This is a genomic window from Pseudomonadota bacterium, from assembly GCA_023229365.1.
GTDB lineage: Bacteria > Myxococcota_A > Polyangia > JAAYKL01 > JAAYKL01 > JALNZK01.
Genome location: JALNZK010000105.1, coordinates 1 through 18,687, shown reverse-complemented (window position 1 = coordinate 18,687; position 18,687 = coordinate 1). Strand labels below are relative to the sequence as shown.

Genomic DNA, 18,687 nt, shown 5'->3' with positions numbered 1-18,687 from the left:
GAGCACGAGGTTGGCGGTCTCCGCGGGCGAGATGTCGGTCGCGGCGATGATGCACGGCTCCTGCACGCGATCGCGATCGACGATCTCGACGGTGTGGCCGAGCAGGCTGCGCAGGACGCGGTCGCTGACGAACTCGACGTCCTCGAACCGCTCGCTCAGGTAGTCGTCGCCGAGCGCGGCGAGCATGCGCTTCACCTCGTCCGCCTTCAGCGAGAGCGCCCACTCGGCGCAGATCCTCTTCGCGGCGATCAGCGACAGCGCGCCGTCGATGAGCAGCTCGTCCTCGAGCATGAGGAGGTGCGCCTGGAGGATGAGGGAGTGCTCGCCGCGACCGGTGCCGGTATCGGGCAGCGCCGCGAGGGTTGCCTCGAGGTGGCGCCGCGCCTCGGCGACGGACTCGAGCAGCCGCTCCTTCTCGCGCCCCACCTCCGAGCTCGCGATGTGCTTCCGCCTGACCTTGGGGCGCTGGCGCACGACGATCCGCGCCTTCGCGACGGCGATCCCGGGGGAGGCGGGGATGCCGTGGATCCGGACCGACGCGCTCACGCCGACTCTCCGAACCTGTCGGCGAACAGGCGCGAGACGGCCGCGATGAGCGCCTCGGCGTCGTCTCCCACCGCGCGGATCTCGATCCGCGAGCCCTTCGTCGCGGTGAGGAGCAGGACGCCCATGATGCTCTTCCCGTTCACCTCGTGGCCGTCCTTGCCGAGGTACAGCTCGCTCTCGAAGCCTGCGGCGAGGCGCACCAATACCGTCGCGGCGCGGGCGTGGAGCCCGAGCTCGTTGACGACGGTCAGCGCCGTGGCCGCCGTCGTGCTCATGCTCGCTCCGGCATCAGCGCTTCACCCAGACCGGGCCCCCGCGGTCGTCGAGCTCCAGCCGGAACTGCTCCCCGGGGAACGACTGGATCTCCACCGCCGCTCCCCCCCTCTTCAGCTCGAGCAGCGAGGCGAGCTCCTCCTCGGACAGGAAGACCGAGTCCGTGACCCGCGTCCTTTCGCCTCCGGCGTGGACGTTCCCGATCGTCAGCCTATCGAACGCGAACCCGCCGCGCCGCGCCGAGACCGCGTCCGCGACGTTTCCGAGCAGGACGAGCGTCGAGGCCGCCGCCTCGTCGGAGGCGAGCGCCTGGCCGAGGTCCGCGGGCGTCACGACGTCGAGCGCGACGTTCTTCGGCATCACCATGCGGTAGAGCGAGACGAGCGTCCGATCCATTGCGGTCGCCTCGTCGGCGATGACGAGGCGCTGCACCTCGAGCGACGGGATCCAGAACTGGACCACCTGTCCGTGGAGCAGGCGATTGTCGATTCGGACGTGAGTACCCTTTTTCATCCTCTCATAGGCCTCCCTTCTGCGGCCCGAACAGCTCTCTTCCGGAGGCGACGTGCCTCCTCCCGATCTCCGCGGCGACCTCGGCGAGCGCGTGGACGTCGGGCGCGTCCGCTCGGCCCATCAAGACCTCCACGAGCGCCGGCAGGTTGACGCCTGCGATCATCTCGTACGACGCCCCGCGGCGGCGCGCCGCCTCGACGCACGGGGTGCCGCCCGGGAGGTCGGTCAGCACGAGCACCCCGGCGCCGCGATCGACCATAGTAGCCGCGGTCGCGAGCGACGCCTCCACGTCTTCGCGTCCGTCCGCCGGCCGCACCCCGACGACCGCCAGGCCTTCCTGCGGCCCCACGATCATCTCCGCGGCGCTCCTGAGCCCCGCGGCCATCTCGCCGTGGCAGCAGATCACGACACCTATCGGCGCCCCGGCGCTCATCCCTCAGCTCCCCTTCTCCGCGGCTGCGATCGCGGCGAGGATCCCCGCGGCGGAGCGTTGCGCCACGAGCTCGTCCCGGAACGCCGGCTCCTTGAGCAGGCGCGACAGCGCGGCGAGGATCTTGAGGTGCTCGCCGGCGCCCCCGCTCGCCGGTGACAGGACGGCGACGAAGATGTGGACGTCCTCGCCGTCGATCGCGTCGAACGGCACGCCCTCGCGCGACACGCCGACCGCGGCGACGAGGCGAGGGATCCCGGGCGCCTTGCCGTGCGGGATGGCGACGCCGCCGCCGATTCCGGTGGTCGCCACGCGCTCGCGCTCCTCGAGGATCTCGACGATCTCCTCGTCGCGGACGCCGCGCGACCCCGCGGCGAGCAGGGCGCTCAGCTCCGCGAGGACGCGCTTCTTGTCCGTCGACACGAGCTCGCAGGAGACGGATCGCTCCGAGATGAAGTCGGTCAGGTTCATGGGCCGAGGGAATGGTACACGCCCCCCCGCATGGTTTGCAACGATCGCGTTCGCAGCCACTCCGCCTCACCACCACAGCGCGCTGCTTCGCGGCCACAGAATTCTACTTCGCGGTCACAAAGTTTTGCTTCGCGGCCAAAAAGCACTGCTTCGCGGTCACCGCGCGTCGCTGCTCGACAGCAGAGTTCCGTGGCTCGGTAGCAGAGTTCTGCTTCGCGGCCACAAAGTTTTGCTTCGCGGTCACCGCGCGTCGCTGCTCGGCAGCAAAGTTTTATGGCTCGGCAGCAAAGTTCTGTGGCTCGGCGGCAAAGTTCTGTGGCTCGGCAGCAAGCTTCCGTGGCTCGGCAGCAAAGTTTTGTGGCTCAACAGCGGCGCGCAGCCTCACGGAAGCAAAGCGGAGCATCTCCACACCGAAGCGGAGCTGCGGCCCGCGTCGTTCGGGCCCAACGAAAGCGACAGAAGCGACGGAAGCGACAGAAGCGATCAAGATGACCGGAATGCGGGCCCGTGTTGCCGAAGAAGCGAAGCGCTCACGCGGCGCTACGCGGACCTGCCGGCCCGCCGCCTCCCCTTCGTCTTGTCGATCTGGCGCTCGATCTTCTCCATCACCTTGTCGATGGAGGTGTACATGTCGTCGCTCTCCTCGCGGCCCTTGTAGGTGGCGCCGCTGGCTAGAATCGTGACGTCACAGGCGTGCAGATATCTCTCGACGGAGAGGACCACCGAGGCCTCGAACGGACCCTGGATGTACTTCTTCACCTTCGCGACCTTCTCCTCCACGAGCTCCTTCATCGCGTCGGTCGGCTCCAGATGCCGGAACGTCATCGACAACTGCATGCTCTTCCCTTTCCGGTGCTCTCACACCTCAGAAGTACTTCTTGCGCTTCGTCGAGGAGAGGATGCCCATCATCTCGCGGTACTTCGCGACCGTCCGCCGCGCGATGACGATGCCGCCCTCGCGGAGCAGCTGCACGATCCGCTGATCGCTGAGCGGCCTCCGCGTGTCCTCGCCCCCGACGATCTCCCGGATCTTCGACTTCACGCTCTCGGATGCGATGTCCTCCTCGGTTGTTCGTCGGATCGACGAGTTGAAGAAATACTTGAGCTCGAAAATTCCCTGCGGGGTGTGGACGTACTTCGCGGTCGTGACGCGGCTGATCGTGGACTCGTGCATGCCGACCGCCTCCGCGACGTCTCTGAGGATCATGGGCTTCAGGTAGTCGACGCCGCGCTCGAAGAAGTCGCGCTGCTTGTCCACGATGGTCTCGGTCACCTTGACGATCGTCCGCCGCCGCTGGTCGATGGAGCGGATGAGCCACTGCGCGGATCGCAGCTTGTTCTGCACGTACTCCTTGGCCTCCGGCCCCGAGTCCATGGCCGACCGGAAGAAGCCCGAGATCTTGAGCCGGGGCATCCCGTCGTCGTTGGGCACGACGAAGTAGCGATCCCCGATCTTGTGCACGAAGACGTCGGGGATGATGTAGCGCGTCTCCTCGGAGACGTAGTTGCGCGCCGGGCGCGGCTCGAGGTTGGCGACGATCTTCGCCGCCGCGTACACGTCCTCGATGTCGAGCCCCAGATCCTTCGCGATCGCCTGGTAGTTGCGCTTCTCGAGGTTCGTGAGGTGCCGTTCGATGATCTCGCGGACATCGATGTCGAGCTCGAGCGCGTCGACCTGCACGAGGAGGCACTCGCGGAGGTTCCGCGAGGCGACCCCGACGGGATCGAACAGCTGGATCATCTTCAGGACCTCTTCGGCGTCCTCGCACTCGATCCCCGCCTCCCGGGCGAGCTCCTCGAGCGGGGGCTCCTTGAAGTAGCCGTCCTGATCCAGGTTCCCGATGACGAGGTTCGCGAACCGCTCCTCCTCGTCGTTGACCACGGACATCTTGAGCTGCCAGCGGAGGTGATCCGCGAGCGTCGTCGTCGATCCGAGCGTGGCCTCGAGCGGCGGCAGCTCGTCGTTGCCGGAGCGGGCCGAGCCCGAGGGCGCCGGCCCCTGGTTCGCGTAGTTCTCGAGATACTTCTCCCAGTCGATCTCGCGGGTCCCGCTGATCGCCTCGCGGTCGGTCGGCACCGACGTCACCGGCGATTGCGGCTCGGGGGGGAGGTTGCCCGGGACCTCGACGACGCCGCGATCCTCGAACGAAACCGGCTCGGGGTTCTCCTCGAGCACCGGGTTCTCCTCGAGCTCCTGGTGCACCATGTCGACGAGCTCGACCCGGGAGAGTTGCAGCAGCTTGATCGCCTGCTGGAGCTGTGGCGTCATCACCAGCTGTTGCGAAAGTTTCAGCTGCTGCCTGAGTTCCATCCCGACCATGCAACGACGCTCTCCTGACGACCTTTCGGCTGGGGTCCGCCCTTCGATGACCCGTCTTCGAAAGTATAAGTCGCGACAAGGCCGACACAACGCCAAAACACGCAAAACAGTGCGCGGCAAACGCGGGCTTGCCCTCTTCGCCCGCTTGTGAGAAGGTGCCGTGCTTGAGTCGGGCGGTCGCGGAGCATGGGTCCGTCCGCCATCGAGGAGACGAGGAAATGGGCTCTATCAATCGGGATATCCGGGAAAAACAACTCCAGAAAGCCGTCGAGCTTCTCGAGGCTCGGAAGGCCAAGCTCGCGGCCGCGGGCGTCGAGGGGAAGAAGCAGTCGAAGGACGCGGTGCTGCGTGCCCTCGCCGCCGATCTGAGGAAGGCGAAGTCCAGGATCGCCGCTATCGACAAGATCGCGCAACACGTTCGCGAGACCGCCGAGAAGGACGTCAAGGTGAAGAAAGAGGACGCCGCCAAAGCCAAGGGCAAGGCCAAGGCCGCGCAGGGCGGCGGCAAGCCCAAGAAAGAGAAGCCGGAGAAGCCCGCCAAGGCGGAGTAGGGCTTTCGGCACGGCGCGCGGGAAGACCCTGCTCCCTTCTGCGGCGGGTCAGGCGGACGGACATGCTCGACGGTTTCACGGCTGACGATTTCGATGCGTACCTCCCCGACAAGTGGGGCAGCAACATGTTCACGCTGCCCCGCAGGCGGGTGCGGGACAAGCTCGAGGCGATCGGACGCGGCCTCCAGCCCGTGATCGAGGCCGCGGGGCTCCGGCTCGGCGCGCACCTCTCGGACGATCATCCCTCCTTGTGGAACAGCAAGAAGGTCGACACGCAATGGCTCTTCTTCTCCCGTGACGAGGCGGCGCAGCGCGAGCTCGTCGAGCTGATCGACACCGAGCGGACGCTCGCGTCCAATCTCGCGGACCCCACGCCGCTCTTCCGGCACGTCTTCCTGGGCGTCGCCGTCCGGGCCGAGGCGCTCGAGATCGGGATGTGGCTCCACCACGACGCGTGGGTGGATCGGCGCAACCTCTCGTCGCTGCTCGCCAACCCGGACGCGCGGGCGCGGTTCGACGCGCTGCTCCGCGCCCTCCCGGAGACGTTCGAGATAGGCCTCGCGGGGGAGCGGCTCGTTCGCACGGCCGAGCTCGAAGGCCCGGCGCTGACCGCCCTCCTCCGCGACTTCGAGGAGAAGAAGGGCTGGATGTTCGCCGGCGTGCGCCTGTCGCGCGACGCCGCCATCCGGCTCGGCGCGGACGCTTTCCCCTACGTCGTGGAGAGCTTCGGCGCGCTCGCGGGCCTGTACGAGTACGCCGCTTGGTCGCCTTCGAACGACGCCGTCTCCATCGACAGCGTCCTCGCGAAGCACAGGCTCGCGCTCGAGGCGACCGGGGCCGAGGCCGAACGCGAGCGGCACGAGCGGGAAGCGCGGCGGCTGGAGCAGGACGAGGAGCGGCGCCGGCTGCGCGAGGAGACCGAGGAGCGGGCCAGGGCGGAGCAGGCGTGGCGGGAGCGCGAGCGGGCGATCCGCAGATCGATCGCGCGCAGTGAGGCGGCGGCGGAGGACGCGCCCGCACCGGCACCGGCAGCGGCACCGGCGACGACGACGACGACTCCGGCGGCTCGAGCGCCGTGCGCGCCCGCGGTCCCAGCGCCCGCCCCGGCGCCAGCGAGGGCCGCCCCGCGCCAGGAGCGCCCCAAGGAACCCGCCCCCGTGAAGGTGACCGCCGAGCGGATGGCCAACATCCGCGCGGGCGACATGGTCATCGTCCTCAAGGGCTTCCTGAAAGGACGCGACGGCGTCGTACAGAGCGTGGACGAGAAGGGCGATCTCAAGATCGCCTTCGGCTCCCTCACGGCCCGGGTGCCGCGAGTCGACGTCGAGGGGCGGGGGCCGCAGCCGCCGCAGGGCGAAGGCGGCGGACGGCGGCACGGCCGCCACGGAAATGGCTGATTTCTCACCCGGCCATGGTAGACTGGCCGCGAAAATCGGACCGGGCGCCTATTGCGCCCGCAGGCAAGGGGGCAGCGTGATGACGAGGGTTCTTCTCGTTCTGTGCGCGATCGCGTTAGCGGCCGGGTGCGGCGGCGCCAAGGGCAAGACAGGCGGCAAAGCCGGCCTCGGCACGGCGGTCGAGGGCTCCGGTCTCGAGCGCATCGACAGCAACAAGCGCTGCGAAGCCGGCAAGAACCGCGAGGCGCTCGTCGACCTGAACCAGGACGAGAAGGCCGACGTCCGCAAGATCTACGCGAAGTTCGGCGAGGGCGAGGTCATCATCTGCCGCGAGGCGGATCTCAACTTCGACCGCAAGCTCGACATTTTCGTGTACTTCGACGAGACAGGCGCCATCAAGCGCGACGAACTGGACCTGGATTACGATGGTTCCATCGACATCATCTCGATGTACGCCGAGGGCAAGGTCGTCAAGCAGGAGATGGATACGAACTCGAACGGGGTGGTCGATCGCGTTCGGTTCCTCGAGGACGGCGTGCCGGCGCGGGTCGAGGGCGACACGGACGCCGACGGCCGGGTCGACTACTGGGAGTACTACGAAGCCGGGAAGCTCATCCGGGTGGGCATGGACACGGACAACGACGGCCGCGCGGACACCTGGAATCGCGACGAGGCCGTGCCCGCGGACGAGGCGGCCGAGGACGAGGCGGCCAAGGGCAAGGCGGCTGCGGCCGAGGACGACCCGTACTAGGAAGATGGCAGGACCGCGCCCCCCCCACGACATCCGCGCCCGCACAGAAGGCCGTGATCGCATGACAACCGAACGTCTGCAGAAGGTGCTCGCCGGAGCCGGTGTCGCGTCGCGCCGCAAAGCCGAGGAGATCGTGGCCGCCGGCCGCGTCAGGGTGAACGGCGTGATCGTCACCGAGATGGGCGTGAAGGTCGATCCGCGCCGTGATCGCATCGAGGTGGACGGACGGGCCATCGCGGCCGAGAAGCCCATGACCGTCATCCTGAACAAACCGCGCGGCGTGGTGTCGACCGTGCGCGATCCGGAAGGCAGGCCGACGGTGGCCGATCTCGTACGGGACGTCGGCGCGCGCCTGTTCCCGGTCGGCAGGCTCGACTGGGCCACCTCGGGCGCGCTCCTCATGACGAACGACGGAGAGCTCGCCCACGCGCTGACGCACCCGCGGTTCGGCGTCGAGAAGACCTACCATGTCCGGCTCCAGGGCGCGGTCGGAGACGACGTGCTCGAGACGTGGCGCAAGGGCGTGGTGCTCGACGACGGCGTCAAGACGCGCCCCGCGCAGGCCGTGTTCCGGACCGAGGTGGGCGAGGACTGCGCGTGGGTCCAGATCACCATCAAGGAGGGGCGCAACCGCCAGATCCGGCGCATGGCCGAGGCGACCGGCGTCGAGGTGATCAAGCTCAAGCGCATCTCGTTCGCAGGGATCACGATCGACGGCGTGCCGCTCGGGACGTACCGCGAGCTCACGGACAAGGAGCTCGCTCGCCTCAAGCGCGATCACGTGACCCCGGCGCGACAGGACGCCGATCGCCGGAGGCAGCGCGCCCGGGGCGACGATTGACAGGCTTTGCTTGACGGAAAGCGCGGGGATCTCTATATACGCAGTCGTTGCGGCCCTTGGTCGTGACGTGTCGGAAGATTTGAACGGTATGTTGTTGCGGGGTGGAGCAGCCTGGTAGCTCGTCGGGCTCATAACCCGAAGGTCGTAGGTTCAAATCCTGCCCCCGCTACTGAGGCAAAGGCCCGGAGTCCAAAAGGATCTCCGGGCCTTTGTTTTTCTACCCTCCCAAAGCGGGGCCAATCCGGGGCCAGATCACTGAACGTGAGTAGGTTCGGCGGCACTCGTTGCCTGAACGAGAACCAGGCAACCGAGAAGCCGCACAAGACTGTTTTCCTGCAACTTTCTCGACCAGGAAGTGCAGGAGACTTTCTCTCGCCTTGCTCCCAAGCTGGGAAAGGGAGCAGAGATGAGCAAGCCTACCAAACACCGCAACCGCTGGAGGACCCGCTGGGTCGACGAGAACGGCAAGCGCCGGAGTGAGGTGTACGAAAACCCCGAGCAGGCCAAGGTCATGCTCGCTCGACGCCAGCTTCAAGTTCGGGAGACAAAGCTCGGACTGAGAACTGGAGCCTGCCCCGATAAGACGTTCGCCGACCTCGCCGACTACTGGCTCGAAAACTACGCTCCGAACAAGCGTTCTGAAAAGGACGACCGGAGCATCATCGAGCACCACCTGCGGCCGGAACTGGGTGCGATGAAGCTGATCGAGATCGGCGCGAGACAGATCGACCGCTACCGCGCCCTCAGAGGAAACCTGGCACCGAAGACCGTGGCCAATCAGCTCGTGCTGCTCAAGTCGATGCTGAACAAGGCGTTCGATCTGGGTTGGCTCGCCACGCAGCCGCGATTCAAGATCCCGCGTGTCCCGCACAACTCAGCGGACTACAGCTACCTTCGGACAGAGGGAGAGATACAGCGCTTCCAGGCTGCGGCTCGCGAAGAGGGCGAGGGCGTTTGGATCCTCTACCAGTGCGCCGTCTACACCGGCATGAGAGCCGGAGAGCTGGCCGGACTGCGACGCGAGGACATCGACCTCGACCACAACATCATCACGGTGCAGCACAGCTACGACGGCCCGACAAAAAGCGGCAGGATCCGGCGCATTCCGATCTTCGACGTTCTGCGGCCGTCGCTCACCGAGTGGCTCCTCAAGGTCGCGGGAATGCCGGTTGTCTTCCCGAACGAGGCTGGGAAAATGCACGGACCGTCGGCGCGGATCTTCCAGGAGATGCTCCACGGAGTGCTCGACCGCGCCGGATTCCCGCTGATCAAACGGCGCGGGAAAGCACGCCACTACGTCACGTTCCACGGGTTGCGCCACACCTTCGCGTCGCACTTCATGATGCGGGGCGGCGACCTCTTCAAGCTGCAAGCTCTTCTGGGCCATCAGTCGATCACGATGACCCAGCGCTACGCGCACCTCGCCCCCGATGCTTTCGCTGGAGAGCACGGACGGTTCGGCGGCGCAGCCGAGATCACCGGAGTCGTGCTCACGCTACCGACCGCGACAAGGCCAGAGGCAAGCACAGGTAGCGAAGCTGTCGAAGAGAGACGGCCGGTTCTCGACGAAGTTGTCGGGGCGGCCTAGTTCGTCAACACGCGGCGGCCCAACTGCCGTTGAAGGAGGAAATCATGGATGAGCTGCTCGACTACTTACAGGTCTCAGAGGAATACAACGTAAGGAAGGGAACGCTCTACTGTTGGGTCCACCAAAAGCGCATCCCGCACATTCGGCTAGGAAAGAGATTCGTTCGTTTTCGTCGACCAGAAATCGAGGCGTGGCTGAAAGAGCGAGAGCTGACTCGGAGCGATCTCAACGAAGGGGAGACGCCGTGATTGACTGGTCCAAAACAGAGAGCAGGAAACCCCCTGCCCGCCATCGTAGCTCTGACGCACAAGACATCGAGGAACGTGGGCCTTGGGACATATTTGGGCATCTCACGTTCGGTTACATGGTGCCAGAGCGTGAGGCTCATCGCCTTTTCTTCCGCTTCTGCCGCACAGCGGCAAAAAAACTGAAAGAGCACATCTACGTAGCCTGGTCGTGGGGGAGACAGAGGAAGACTGAAAGAATGCACTTCCACGTGCTGATGAGGACTCCCCCCGATTCGCCAGTTAGGCTGACACCGGCCATGTTCGACGGAATGTGGTGGGGAGACGCCAGATTCGGGCCAGTGAAAACGCAACGTGGAGCTACAAATTACCTCGTCAAAGAGAAGCACCCAGGAGTTGAGGTCGACGTTGTTTGCGACCGGCGGCGACGGTGCCGAAAAGCAAAAGGCTGCCGCCTCAAGCAGACTCGTTGGCCGACACCCGCAGAGTGCATGACGAGTTGACATACTTCGACATGCGTCCGGGCCCGGACTGTCGAGACTTGGTGCTTTCTTTCTCGGTTGCGGTGGTGGGGCCTCCGCTTCGAGCCGTAGCAGTGTGCGCGGGGATGGTATCAGGATGGGTGCTCTGCGCAGCTCTGAGGAATGCGGTATTCGACATCGATCTTGGCCCCCTCGTGTGCCCAGGGTTGAGCGAAGCGAAACATCGGGCACGGTCGTCCGCGCCACGAAGGTGGCGCCAGGAGAGGGGGTCCGGGGGCGAGGAGGCACGTATGAACGGAGTGAGACCAGCTACGCGAAAGTACCGGAAGTCCGCCGAAGTCCGAGTGGTCGAGAAAGCTTGGAGGACGCAGATCGAAAGATGGCTCACAACGCTGCCAGCCGACGTGGCGTCGAAAGTGCGATCCCCACTTCTACGCACTTTCAGTGTCGGCATGCAGGTCCAAGCGAAACGGCTCTGCGACCAGTTCGGCGTCGACTTCGTTGTGGAGGCAATCACCTACCTCGTGCCGAGATGGCAGGAGTACGGCGTCTTCAAGTACGACTACCCTGCCTTCCAGTGGATCGTCGGTTGCGCCGACTCTCTGTTCCTGGAACTGGAGGTGGAGAAGAAGATCGCGGCAACACCGAAGAAGGTCGAGGTCTCGCTCAAGGACATCGAGGATCCCATCGAGCTAAGCTGGCGGGCTTGTCTGCCGTGTGTGTGGAACTCCCTGTCACTTCTCACGAGGATGACCCAGGGTTTCTCACGAGGATGACCCAGGCCCCGAGGCCGCTCCGATTCCTATCACGGTTCAGCGTTTGACGGCACGCGATCTCCTTTCCGGTTTGGGTTCCGCGCGGCGGTTCTGGGGTCCCTTGCGCGGTCTGTAGCTGTCGCCCTCGATGACGACGTGATGGGCGTTGTGCGCGAAGCGGTCGACGGCGCTCTGCGCGAGGATCGGGTCGGCGAAGAGCGGGATCCACTCCTCGACGCTGCGGTTGCTGGTGATGATCGTCGAGGCGCGGCGGTGGCGCTCGATGATGATCTCGTAGAGGTCGGAGGACTGGCGGTCGTCGAGCCTGCGCAGACCGAAGTCGTCGATGATGAGGAGGTGGGGCGCGAGGAGCTGCCGCATCACCTTCTCCGTCGAGTTGTCGGCGCGGGACTGGTTGACGGTCTTGAGCATCGTGTCGGCGCGCAGGGAAAGGACGTGCTTGCCGGCGCGGCAGGCGGCGTGGCCGAGCGCATCGGCGAGGAAGGTCTTGCCGACGCCGACCGGGCCCATGAAGGCGACGTCCTCGCAGCGGTCGAGGAAGCCGAGGCCGAAGAGGTCGCGGACGCGATCCCTGTCGAAGGTGACGGGCGCGTCCCAGTCGAAGGCCTCGAGGATGTGCTCCTGCTCGCAGCCGGCCTTGGAGATCCGCGTGGCGAGGTTGGTTTGCTCGCGGCGGTCGATCTCGTCCTGGAGCACGAGCTCGAGGAAGTCGATCTCCGTGAGCTTCGCCTTGCGGGCGTACGCTGCGCGGTCGGGCAGCGCGGCGAGGATGCCGGAGAGCTTCAAGCGCTTGAGCACGGTCTTGAGCGACGGTTTGATTTCGATCACGTCTGTTCTCCTTTCTCGGATTTCGGGGTGAAGCTGCCCGCCGGGCGCAGGAAGCGCAGGGGCAGCTGGACGACGTTGTCGCGTTCGAGCTCCGGCTTCGTTCCCTCGTCGCCGAGCGCGCCTTCGAGGATCGCCTGCACGCGGCGGACGTTGAGGAGGTCGAAGGCGAGCGCGCGGCGGCAGGCGAGATCGACGCGGGTCCAGCCGTACCTGCGGCCGAGGGCGAGCAGCGCCTGCGCCTGCCGCAGCTTGGCCCACGGGAAGTCGCCGGAGAGCAGGCGCTCCGTGAAGCGGCCGAGATCCGCGCCGTGGGACTTCGCCTCGTCGACGGCGCGCACGGGGTCGCGCATGGCGTACGCCGCCTTCTCCTTGGGGTAGTCGTTGTAGTCGATGTCCTTCTTGCCGGGCTTGAGCCGCGGGCGGGTCTTGATGAGCTCGCCGTTCACGTGGATGCGCACGAGCTTCGAGTCGCCGCGCACCGTGGCCGTCTTGCCGATGTGGCGCGTGGGCACGGTGTACAGCGCCTTGCCGAAGCAGATCGTGTGGTCCGGGTGCACCTTGCACTCCTTCCACTCGGGCGGGTCGAAGCGCTCCTTCACGAGCGGATGGAGCGCCACCTTCTCCTCGGCCTCGAAGACCTCGAGCGGCCTCGCCCGGGTCGTGCCGTGCACGCGCAGCCCCGCCGTCGCCAGGCACCAGCGCCGCGCCTCCCGCTGCACATGCTCGAGGTCGATCCACTCCTCGCCGCGGAAGAAGTTCTCCCGCACGTACGGCACCGCCCGCTCCACGTGCGGCTTGTGCGTCGGCGACTCCGCGTCGGCCGCGTCGATCACGAAATCGCGATGCCGCGCGTACTCCTCGAAGCTCCGCGAGAAGATCGGATCATGCTTGTCCGCCTTCGTCACCGCCGCCTTGAGGTTGTCGATCACCACGCGGGCGGTGACGCCGCCGAAGAAGACGAAGGCGTCCTCCAGCCCGGCGATCAGATCGGGGAGCTTCTGCGAAAACGTGACGTGCACGTACTGGTGGCGGCTGTACCCGAGCGTCACGATGAGCGCGTGCGCCAGGCGCCGCTTACCGGTCTCCGGGTCCGGCACCAGCCCGAGCCTCCCGAAGTCCACCTCGGCGAGCTCGCCGGGCGCGCAGTCCGCCACCCGCACCGTCGTCCGTCCGGCGCCGAAGCCGCAGTGCTTGACCGCGAAGCGGTGCAGCGAGCTGTACGGCACGACCACGCCGCTGCGGCCGAGCAGCGCGTGCACCTTGGTCAGCTTGAGTCCACGCTCACGCGGATCGTCCGGCTTGAGCAGCCCCGCGATCCGCTCCCTGTGCCCGAGCAGCAATAGCTCCGTCTCGCCCGGCGCCTCATCCTTGGGCCTGGGCCGCAGCTGCTTGAACACCTCCAGCGCGAGCGCCTCGTCCGGTTCGTGCAGGCCGGCCACCCAGCCGAGCTCCTCGGCCAGGTTCCGGTATCGCCGCACGGTCCTGCGCTCGTGCTCCGTGGCCCGCGCTACCTTCTGCACGCCCTCGCCGCGCCCGAGCCGGCGCAGCACCTCCAACACTTCCCACATCGCGACCTCCCGATACGCCATGGTGCGCACCTCCTCGGCGCGCAGCTTGGCCCTGGTCGGCCTCGGGGTGGGTCATGCTCGTGAGAATTCCGCCCCAGGGGGGGGTGGGTCATGCTCGTGAGAATCTCACCCGACGGGGTGGGTCATGCTCGTGAGAACGGGTGGGTCATGCTCGTGAGAAATGACACTCCCAAGACCTGTGGGATGGTCCCTGGACCTACGATGAGATCAGGAGAGGCGTGTGGACCTCCGACGAGGTTTGGAAGGGTGTGTGGACGCGAACACATCAGAACATCAGCAAGCGTCTCGTGGAGAAGTTCGGCGTGGATCGGACCATCTGGATGGTCTCGGTGATCCTCCGCAACTGGGAGGCATTCAAGAACTCCTACTACATCGCGCTGGACTACCCGAGCCTCAGGCTCATCGAGCAGTTCTCGCGAAGTTGGTTGGAGGACTCGGAGACAGGAACCGTTCGAGTTTTCGAGGGAACTCACTACAGTAGAATCGCGCTGGTGCCTCCGGTCGAAGGGGTCGGGTGGGAAGATGCCACGTCGACGGGCATCGGCGAGTTGTCGATGGTCAAAGAACCATGACTCTGGCGAGAGACACGCAGAAGATCGACGTGCGTGCGCTGTACTGTGCACGAGGTCAGAGGCGCGGAAATTTCTTTCCGCCCCAGGACGACAGCGGTCCTGGGAAGAGCACTGCGGCACCTAAAAAAGAGCACGTTCCCCTGGCCCACGGACACTTGCCGCCGACTAGCCGCACATTTGCGCTGTTCGACATCCCTGGAAATCCGCGTGCCGCACCGGGGTGGTAGATGATCCAGTTCGATGACGGGAAAGCTCTGACCCGCTCCACGCCTCGCGATCCGCGTTTCAGAGCTACGAGAAGCGGCGATGAACGAATTACTGAAAACGGTGACACTTCAAGTCGGCAGCGCACAACGGCTGCGAGATGGGGAAAACCCATGAAAACGAGAAGATGGACGTGACGCCGGGGCGGAAATTACTTTCTCGGAGGTGTCCGTCATCCGAGCCGGTTGCTGTCCGTCGGACGGGTTTTCAGGCCGCAAATGAACTTGATTTCACCACAGGAGCGTCCCCTGTTTTACACGGTAAAATGGGAGCCGCCCCCCTGAACAACTCGTCGACAGTGGATACCTTGTACGGGGAGGCTCGACGCTCACGGTCTCGGGCCTCACGATGATCTAGGAGGGCAGCATGCTCTGTCGAAGCGTCTCGATCTCCACGGTGATGGAGGCCAGCAAGCGGTCAGTCGACGCGACCTACACGAACAGGATGTCCCTGGAAGTGACGCTCGAAAAAATGCGAAGACAGGGAGCGTGCTCAGTCGGGATCATCGCTGCCGGGCGCGGGGACTGCGGTACGACGGCTCGACTTGAGGACGATCTTCGCTCGGCAGGTCTCTGCGACTGGGATCACGTCGAAGGGTCCTGGCTCGTGAGACCGAAGCCGCCGCTGCTCGTTGTGGACGGAGAGCGAGTCGTGCCCGGCCCCGACCGTGTGCGCTGGGAGAGCACGCTCTTCGTGGTCGACGCGGACGTTCGGAGACTCCGGCGCATCCTTCGAAAGCACAACCTCACTGCCGCCGTCCTCGTTGACCTTGGAGAGGGCGGGCGAGTTCAGCTCGTCAGGGCAAGCGGAGACTGCGAGGGCACAGGGGCAGCGACCCCCGAGAACATCGCTGTTGCGTACGGAAGAACTCGCTCGACCACCTCCCGGTTCACCGGATGGAAGTGGCCATCGGGAAGATGGGCCAGAGCGCTCGCCGATCAGCCAGACAACCGCCGTCTGGTTTTCTGAGAAGATCTTTTCTTCGGCTTCGACCTGCTAGCTGTCTTTCTCTGAGCTTTCCCTTGAGTCGGGGACGCTGATTTGGGGCGACCAGTGAGGATCTCCATGCTCGCAGGAGGCTTGAAGAGATCAGCGATCTCGGTGGTGAAGAGGTCAGCGAGCTTGGCGAGCGAGGTGACGGTCAGGTTTTCTCTGCCGCGCTCGATGCGCTGGAGGTACTTGAGTGAAAAGTTGGCTTTCTCGGCTAGGCGCTCCTGAGTGAGACCTCTCCCCCTGCGAAGTTCTGCGATCCTACGACCGACAAGAAGAAGCACGTCGTAGTCAGGTTCTTCGGTTTTCATCGAGCCGAGTGTAGAGAGAAGTGCTTCCGGCAAAGACCAACCTCGCGGTATCCCTTTATCTGGGGAACATGGTAGAAACGGATCGGCGGGAGGGGGCTCAAGGATTAGGGATCTTGAAGGTGTGCAGCACCGCCTGGGATCGATTCCGCCCTATTGGGGGGCGCACGAAGGGAGTAAGCCATGAGAGTACTTGGTGCGGCGGTCCTGATGGGGCTCGTCTTCTGCGCTTCATGCGCGGTCGATGTCGAGGCCCCGAAGGCCAACCCGGCGATCCAGCAAACCACGAGCGGGCCAGCAACAACGGCAGGAGCCCCGGCCGGGGCGGCCTCTAGTCAGCCGAGCCCCGGCCAGCAAGCGGCGGCGAAGTCTGTGGTACGGCATCCCAAGCTGGACGGGTTCAAGGAGATCGCCTTTGGCATGCAGTTCGACAAGGTGAAGAAAGACAAGGCGGTGAAGAGCAGGTGTAAAGATCGCCTGGAAGCGTCGACGTTCAAGGACGACTACGCTGACCAGAAGACCAAGCGGCACGTCCTCTACTGTACCGCCAACCTGGCGGGTCGACTGACCGAGATGAACCTGAAATTCGATCACAACAAGGAGCTGTACGCTGTCGAGTTCTCCTTCGAAGAACCGGAGCTATTCGGCGGCTCCAAGGCAGCGGGTGATCGCCAGAAGCTGAACACAGAGGATGACGTAAACAAGTTCGTCGCAGATGTTCGGGCGATCCTCGACCCCGAACTAGGGCAACCGCTCGACCTCTCGGAACGACGCCTGACCGGAAGGAACATCGCCTTGAAGTGGGGAGGGACGACGTCGGATCAGCCTCCACATGAGAGCAGTGTCCTTCTCTCGTTGCGAACGGGTCTGAACGACAGGCAGTTCGTCGTTTGGACCGACGACACCCGCGAGGCCGCGCTCGATGCGGCCATCGAAAAAGAGAAGACCGAACGGGTGAAGGCTCAGGGCCTGTGAGCGGGGTAAGGGGAAGCGAACGATGGTCGGGATGGTCACGTGCGAAGCTTGTGGCTGGTCGATCTCTGCCCAGGCGGCAGCGTGTCCCAAGTGTGGCCATCCACAGAAAGCGGCAGCGACGCCAGAGCCCGTCACGGCGAAGAAGCTGAAAAAGAAGAGCTTCGTTCACGTCGGTTGTCTCGTCTACGTTCTCGGCCTCTTTCTCGCGTTCCTGTTCGCCAAGATCGTCTTGCCCTATCCGATTGCCGGTGACGGAGGGATCACGTACGGCCACGTCGTCGGGCTGGCCATCTTCATTCTCTTCATCGCGGCCGGGATCCCGTTGGGCAGGAAGTGGCTCTGCGGGAACTGCGGGACTCGGCTCGCGAGCAAAGCGGTCCAGGCGTGCCCGAGCTGTCGCGCGAGCTTCAAGTGACCACGGCGACGGCATCGGGAAGATCGAACGTGAGCGACGTGGAGGGAAGATGAAAGAAGAGTTCATCAACGAGATCATCGCGACCTTCGAGTCGCGCTACGGTCACAAGCTCACTAGGGAAGACGGCCGAGAGATCGCTGAGAACCTGACCGGTCTGGCTCAGCTTCTCTTGAAGTGGCACAGGGAGGATCAAGAGAAGGCCAACTCGCAGTTGATCGAGCCGACGAGCGCGAGCGACGAGACGCCTCGCGATCCTTGACCCGCCTTTGTCCTCGTGTGACGATCTTCTCAGCATCGAGAGCTGGCTCGGAGGTCCGAGCCACGGCAACCGACGACGAACGGTGCCATCCGCACAAGCGGGATGCGGCCCCAGGAGGGCAAACGTCATGAAGACACATCTGGGCAACTACGTCCGCGAACAACGCACCGCACGAGGTCTGACACTCGGCCAGCTCGCGAAAGAGGTGGGGTATCGGAACGTCGGCAAAGGCGTCAACCGCCTCCGTGCTCTGGAAGAGTCTGGAACAGCGCACCGTAAGTTGCTGGATGCCGTCGTCCGAGCGCTCAGGCTCGACGCCAGAATCGTCGAAGAGCTGACCCTCGCGGATCGAGACGAACGCGAGCGCGAATGGAGCCAGTGGGCCAACGAGCCGATCCGGCCGTACGTCGTCGAGAAGATCATTCCCGGTGTCTATCGAGATCTCAAGATCCCCGACGAACACCTCGACGATCCCCAGGGCTTCGCTCAACGGCACGCGGAGCAGAATCGTCGTCGAGTCTGTTTCGTCGCGTCGCGGCGTCTCTCGGTATGGATCGGCGAAGACGGGATCGTCGAGGGAGAGACCGCCGCCCAGCCTGATGTTCCGAACCGACCATATATGACGGTGTGAGGGCGAGTACTCGTCTTTGCAGGAAAGGAGATCGATGAAAGGTGCCGAAGCAGGTGAAAAAGAGTTCGCGGAAGGAGTGTCCTGCAAACAACTTGTCTCCAGAGGCAATCGAGAACTTCATCGATGCCCTTGCGAAGTTCGTTGTCGACAATGGCCTACTGGATGATCCGGCCTCATCTCAAGGCGTGTCTCCTACTTCCGCTCCGACGCCGGGAGGTGCCGGTACAAGGTCGCCACAGACACGCTGAGGGTCTCAGCTACTTCCCTGGGGGGAGTGCCGTCGGCAAGTAGCTTCCGGGCTGCCTCTTTCTTGCTCTTGTTCATCTGTGAGGGTCGGCCACCTGTTCGTCCTCGTCTCTTTGCCGCGTCTAGCCCAGCCCGAGTGCGCTCAGCGATCAGATCGCGCTCCATCTCTGCGAGCGCGGCCATCACGTGGAAGAAGAACTTCCCGAGTGGGGTCGTGGTGTCGATGCTGTCGGTCACGCTCTTGAACTGGACTCCCCTCTTACCGAGATCCTCCACGAACTCGATCAGCCCCTTTAGACTTCGTCCGAGCCGGTCGAGCTTCCACACGACTGTAGACGATCTTCGAAAAGCGCGGCGTTTCGATCGCGGCCAGCGCGATCGTTTTCATGGAAAAGCGGATCGGTGCGAAGCCGCGTAGAGGCGCGG

General features: G+C 64.8%; 23 protein-coding genes, 1 tRNA gene, 1 pseudogene and 1 riboswitch. Of the genes and pseudogenes, 14 read left to right on the top strand and 11 right to left on the bottom strand.

Translation table 11 applies throughout. The features are described 5' to 3' along the window. The 7 genes from M0R80_25085 to rpoN all read right to left on the bottom strand — a co-directional run. Positions 1 to 546, bottom strand: a 546-nt coding sequence (locus M0R80_25085) for a phosphoenolpyruvate--protein phosphotransferase (protein ID MCK9462910.1), incomplete at its 3' end; no start/stop codon positions are given. Beyond that, entirely contained in the window at positions 543 to 821 is a 279-nt protein-coding gene (locus tag M0R80_25080; protein ID MCK9462909.1) for an HPr family phosphocarrier protein, read from the bottom strand. The genes M0R80_25085 and M0R80_25080, both read right to left, overlap by 4 nt. Positions 822 to 834: 13 nt before the next feature. Then, positions 835 to 1,332, bottom strand: coding sequence for a PTS sugar transporter subunit IIB (locus M0R80_25075; protein ID MCK9462908.1), 498 nt, complete (start codon positions 1,330 to 1,332; stop codon positions 835 to 837). Positions 1,333 to 1,336: 4 nt separating this feature from the next. Next, complete coding sequence (locus M0R80_25070; GenBank protein ID MCK9462907.1) at positions 1,337 to 1,765, bottom strand: PTS sugar transporter subunit IIA; 429 nt, start codon at positions 1,763 to 1,765, stop codon at positions 1,337 to 1,339. 3 nt (positions 1,766 to 1,768) lie between these two features. After that, on the bottom strand, positions 1,769 to 2,233 hold the full coding sequence (locus tag M0R80_25065; protein ID MCK9462906.1) for a PTS sugar transporter subunit IIA: 465 nt from the start codon (positions 2,231 to 2,233) through the stop codon (positions 1,769 to 1,771). Positions 2,234 to 2,773: 540 nt separating this feature from the next. Further along, positions 2,774 to 3,058, bottom strand: a complete 285-nt coding sequence (gene raiA, locus M0R80_25060; protein MCK9462905.1) for a ribosome-associated translation inhibitor RaiA — start codon at positions 3,056 to 3,058, stop codon at positions 2,774 to 2,776. 40 nt (positions 3,059 to 3,098) lie between these two features. Then, complete coding sequence (rpoN, locus tag M0R80_25055) at positions 3,099 to 4,553, bottom strand: RNA polymerase factor sigma-54 (protein MCK9462904.1); 1,455 nt, start codon at positions 4,551 to 4,553, stop codon at positions 3,099 to 3,101. A 218-nt stretch (positions 4,554 to 4,771) separates the two neighbouring features. Here rpoN and M0R80_25050 point away from each other — a divergent pair, with 218 nt between their 5' ends. The 8 genes from M0R80_25050 (at position 4,772) to M0R80_25015 (ending at position 11,184) form a co-directional block, all read left to right on the top strand. After that, entirely contained in the window at positions 4,772 to 5,104 is a 333-nt protein-coding gene (locus tag M0R80_25050) for a hypothetical protein (protein ID MCK9462903.1), read from the top strand. Positions 5,105 to 5,166: 62 nt separating this feature from the next. After that, a complete protein-coding gene (locus M0R80_25045) occupies positions 5,167 to 6,501 on the top strand; it encodes a hypothetical protein (protein ID MCK9462902.1) in 1,335 nt (444 codons plus the stop codon). Between the two features lie 79 nt (positions 6,502 to 6,580). Beyond that, positions 6,581 to 7,252, top strand: a complete 672-nt coding sequence (locus M0R80_25040) for a hypothetical protein (protein MCK9462901.1) — start codon at positions 6,581 to 6,583, stop codon at positions 7,250 to 7,252. Between the two features lie 61 nt (positions 7,253 to 7,313). Continuing rightward, positions 7,314 to 8,093 carry an rRNA pseudouridine synthase gene (locus M0R80_25035; GenBank protein ID MCK9462900.1) on the top strand — a complete coding sequence of 260 codons (780 nt, stop codon included), beginning with the start codon at positions 7,314 to 7,316 and terminating at the stop codon, positions 8,091 to 8,093. Positions 8,094 to 8,188: 95 nt separating this feature from the next. Next, positions 8,189 to 8,262: transfer RNA gene (locus M0R80_25030), tRNA-Met, on the top strand. Between the two features lie 237 nt (positions 8,263 to 8,499). Beyond that, positions 8,500 to 9,681 carry a site-specific integrase gene (locus tag M0R80_25025; protein ID MCK9462899.1) on the top strand — a complete coding sequence of 394 codons (1,182 nt, stop codon included), beginning with the start codon at positions 8,500 to 8,502 and terminating at the stop codon, positions 9,679 to 9,681. Between the two features lie 44 nt (positions 9,682 to 9,725). After that, on the top strand, positions 9,726 to 9,929 hold the full coding sequence (locus M0R80_25020; GenBank protein ID MCK9462898.1) for a helix-turn-helix domain-containing protein: 204 nt from the start codon (positions 9,726 to 9,728) through the stop codon (positions 9,927 to 9,929). A 769-nt stretch (positions 9,930 to 10,698) separates the two neighbouring features. Then, entirely contained in the window at positions 10,699 to 11,184 is a 486-nt protein-coding gene (locus M0R80_25015; GenBank protein ID MCK9462897.1) for a hypothetical protein, read from the top strand. Positions 11,185 to 11,220: 36 nt separating this feature from the next. Here the strand turns inward: M0R80_25015 and istB are convergent, their stop codons facing one another. Further along, complete coding sequence (gene istB / locus M0R80_25010) at positions 11,221 to 12,012, bottom strand: IS21-like element helper ATPase IstB (GenBank protein MCK9462896.1); 792 nt, start codon at positions 12,010 to 12,012, stop codon at positions 11,221 to 11,223. Next, positions 12,009 to 13,601, bottom strand: a complete 1,593-nt coding sequence (istA, locus tag M0R80_25005; GenBank protein ID MCK9462895.1) for an IS21 family transposase — start codon at positions 13,599 to 13,601, stop codon at positions 12,009 to 12,011. The genes istB and istA overlap by 4 nt, the downstream gene beginning before the upstream one ends. Before the next feature lie 218 nt (positions 13,602 to 13,819). Between istA and M0R80_25000 the strand changes: the two genes are divergently transcribed. After that, on the top strand, positions 13,820 to 14,173 hold the full coding sequence (locus tag M0R80_25000) for a hypothetical protein (GenBank protein MCK9462894.1): 354 nt from the start codon (positions 13,820 to 13,822) through the stop codon (positions 14,171 to 14,173). A 630-nt stretch (positions 14,174 to 14,803) separates the two neighbouring features. Further along, complete coding sequence (locus tag M0R80_24995; GenBank protein MCK9462893.1) at positions 14,804 to 15,406, top strand: hypothetical protein; 603 nt, start codon at positions 14,804 to 14,806, stop codon at positions 15,404 to 15,406. Here the strand turns inward: M0R80_24995 and M0R80_24990 are convergent. Next, on the bottom strand, positions 15,376 to 15,738 hold the full coding sequence (locus M0R80_24990) for a helix-turn-helix domain-containing protein (protein MCK9462892.1): 363 nt from the start codon (positions 15,736 to 15,738) through the stop codon (positions 15,376 to 15,378). The genes M0R80_24995 and M0R80_24990 overlap by 31 nt on opposite strands. A gap of 180 nt (positions 15,739 to 15,918) precedes the next feature. Between M0R80_24990 and M0R80_24985 the strand changes: the two genes are divergently transcribed. From M0R80_24985 to M0R80_24970, 4 genes are all read left to right on the top strand, one after another. After that, complete coding sequence (locus tag M0R80_24985; protein ID MCK9462891.1) at positions 15,919 to 16,710, top strand: hypothetical protein; 792 nt, start codon at positions 15,919 to 15,921, stop codon at positions 16,708 to 16,710. 22 nt (positions 16,711 to 16,732) lie between these two features. Beyond that, positions 16,733 to 17,125: a hypothetical protein gene (locus tag M0R80_24980; GenBank protein ID MCK9462890.1), complete on the top strand. Its 393-nt coding sequence runs from the start codon at positions 16,733 to 16,735 to the stop codon at positions 17,123 to 17,125. Positions 17,126 to 17,174: 49 nt separating this feature from the next. After that, the gene (locus M0R80_24975) at positions 17,175 to 17,384 is read left to right on the top strand and encodes a hypothetical protein (protein MCK9462889.1); all 210 of its coding nucleotides are present in this window, start codon (positions 17,175 to 17,177) and stop codon (positions 17,382 to 17,384) included. Between the two features lie 27 nt (positions 17,385 to 17,411). Then, positions 17,412 to 17,520, top strand: a riboswitch (SAM-I-IV-variant riboswitch). Further along, the gene (locus M0R80_24970) at positions 17,512 to 18,015 is read left to right on the top strand and encodes a hypothetical protein (GenBank protein MCK9462888.1); all 504 of its coding nucleotides are present in this window, start codon (positions 17,512 to 17,514) and stop codon (positions 18,013 to 18,015) included. It overlaps the preceding riboswitch by 9 nt. A gap of 192 nt (positions 18,016 to 18,207) precedes the next feature. On the opposite strand, the pseudogene M0R80_24965 reads toward M0R80_24970, so the two are convergent. Next, positions 18,208 to 18,597 (bottom strand): annotated as a pseudogene (locus M0R80_24965) (recombinase family protein). Positions 18,598 to 18,687 lie beyond the last annotated feature (90 nt).

Bases quoted from the DNA above. Each gene is read 5' to 3' on its own strand.
- istA (MCK9462895.1), bottom strand. From the start codon at position 13,601: ATGGCGTATCGGGAGGTCGCGATGTGGGAAGTGTTGGAGGTGCTGCGC.
- M0R80_24995 (MCK9462893.1), top strand. From the start codon at position 14,804: ATGCTCTGTCGAAGCGTCTCGATCTCCACGGTGATGGAGGCCAGCAAG.
- M0R80_25050 (MCK9462903.1), top strand. From the start codon at position 4,772: ATGGGCTCTATCAATCGGGATATCCGGGAAAAACAACTCCAGAAAGCC.
- M0R80_25035 (MCK9462900.1), top strand. From the start codon at position 7,314: ATGACAACCGAACGTCTGCAGAAGGTGCTCGCCGGAGCCGGTGTCGCG.
- M0R80_24985 (MCK9462891.1), top strand. From the start codon at position 15,919: ATGAGAGTACTTGGTGCGGCGGTCCTGATGGGGCTCGTCTTCTGCGCT.
- M0R80_25025 (MCK9462899.1), top strand. From the start codon at position 8,500: ATGAGCAAGCCTACCAAACACCGCAACCGCTGGAGGACCCGCTGGGTC.
- M0R80_25015 (MCK9462897.1), top strand. From the start codon at position 10,699: ATGAACGGAGTGAGACCAGCTACGCGAAAGTACCGGAAGTCCGCCGAA.
- rpoN (MCK9462904.1), bottom strand. From the start codon at position 4,553: ATGGTCGGGATGGAACTCAGGCAGCAGCTGAAACTTTCGCAACAGCTG.
- M0R80_25040 (MCK9462901.1), top strand. From the start codon at position 6,581: ATGACGAGGGTTCTTCTCGTTCTGTGCGCGATCGCGTTAGCGGCCGGG.
- M0R80_25065 (MCK9462906.1), bottom strand. From the start codon at position 2,233: ATGAACCTGACCGACTTCATCTCGGAGCGATCCGTCTCCTGCGAGCTC.
- M0R80_24975 (MCK9462889.1), top strand. From the start codon at position 17,175: ATGAAAGAAGAGTTCATCAACGAGATCATCGCGACCTTCGAGTCGCGC.
- M0R80_25045 (MCK9462902.1), top strand. From the start codon at position 5,167: ATGCTCGACGGTTTCACGGCTGACGATTTCGATGCGTACCTCCCCGAC.
- M0R80_25020 (MCK9462898.1), top strand. From the start codon at position 9,726: ATGGATGAGCTGCTCGACTACTTACAGGTCTCAGAGGAATACAACGTA.
- M0R80_25080 (MCK9462909.1), bottom strand. From the start codon at position 821: ATGAGCACGACGGCGGCCACGGCGCTGACCGTCGTCAACGAGCTCGGG.
- M0R80_24980 (MCK9462890.1), top strand. From the start codon at position 16,733: ATGGTCGGGATGGTCACGTGCGAAGCTTGTGGCTGGTCGATCTCTGCC.
- M0R80_25070 (MCK9462907.1), bottom strand. From the start codon at position 1,765: ATGAGCGCCGGGGCGCCGATAGGTGTCGTGATCTGCTGCCACGGCGAG.
- raiA (MCK9462905.1), bottom strand. From the start codon at position 3,058: ATGACGTTCCGGCATCTGGAGCCGACCGACGCGATGAAGGAGCTCGTG.
- M0R80_25075 (MCK9462908.1), bottom strand. From the start codon at position 1,332: ATGAAAAAGGGTACTCACGTCCGAATCGACAATCGCCTGCTCCACGGA.
- M0R80_24990 (MCK9462892.1), bottom strand. From the start codon at position 15,738: ATGAAAACCGAAGAACCTGACTACGACGTGCTTCTTCTTGTCGGTCGT.
- M0R80_24970 (MCK9462888.1), top strand. From the start codon at position 17,512: ATGAAGACACATCTGGGCAACTACGTCCGCGAACAACGCACCGCACGA.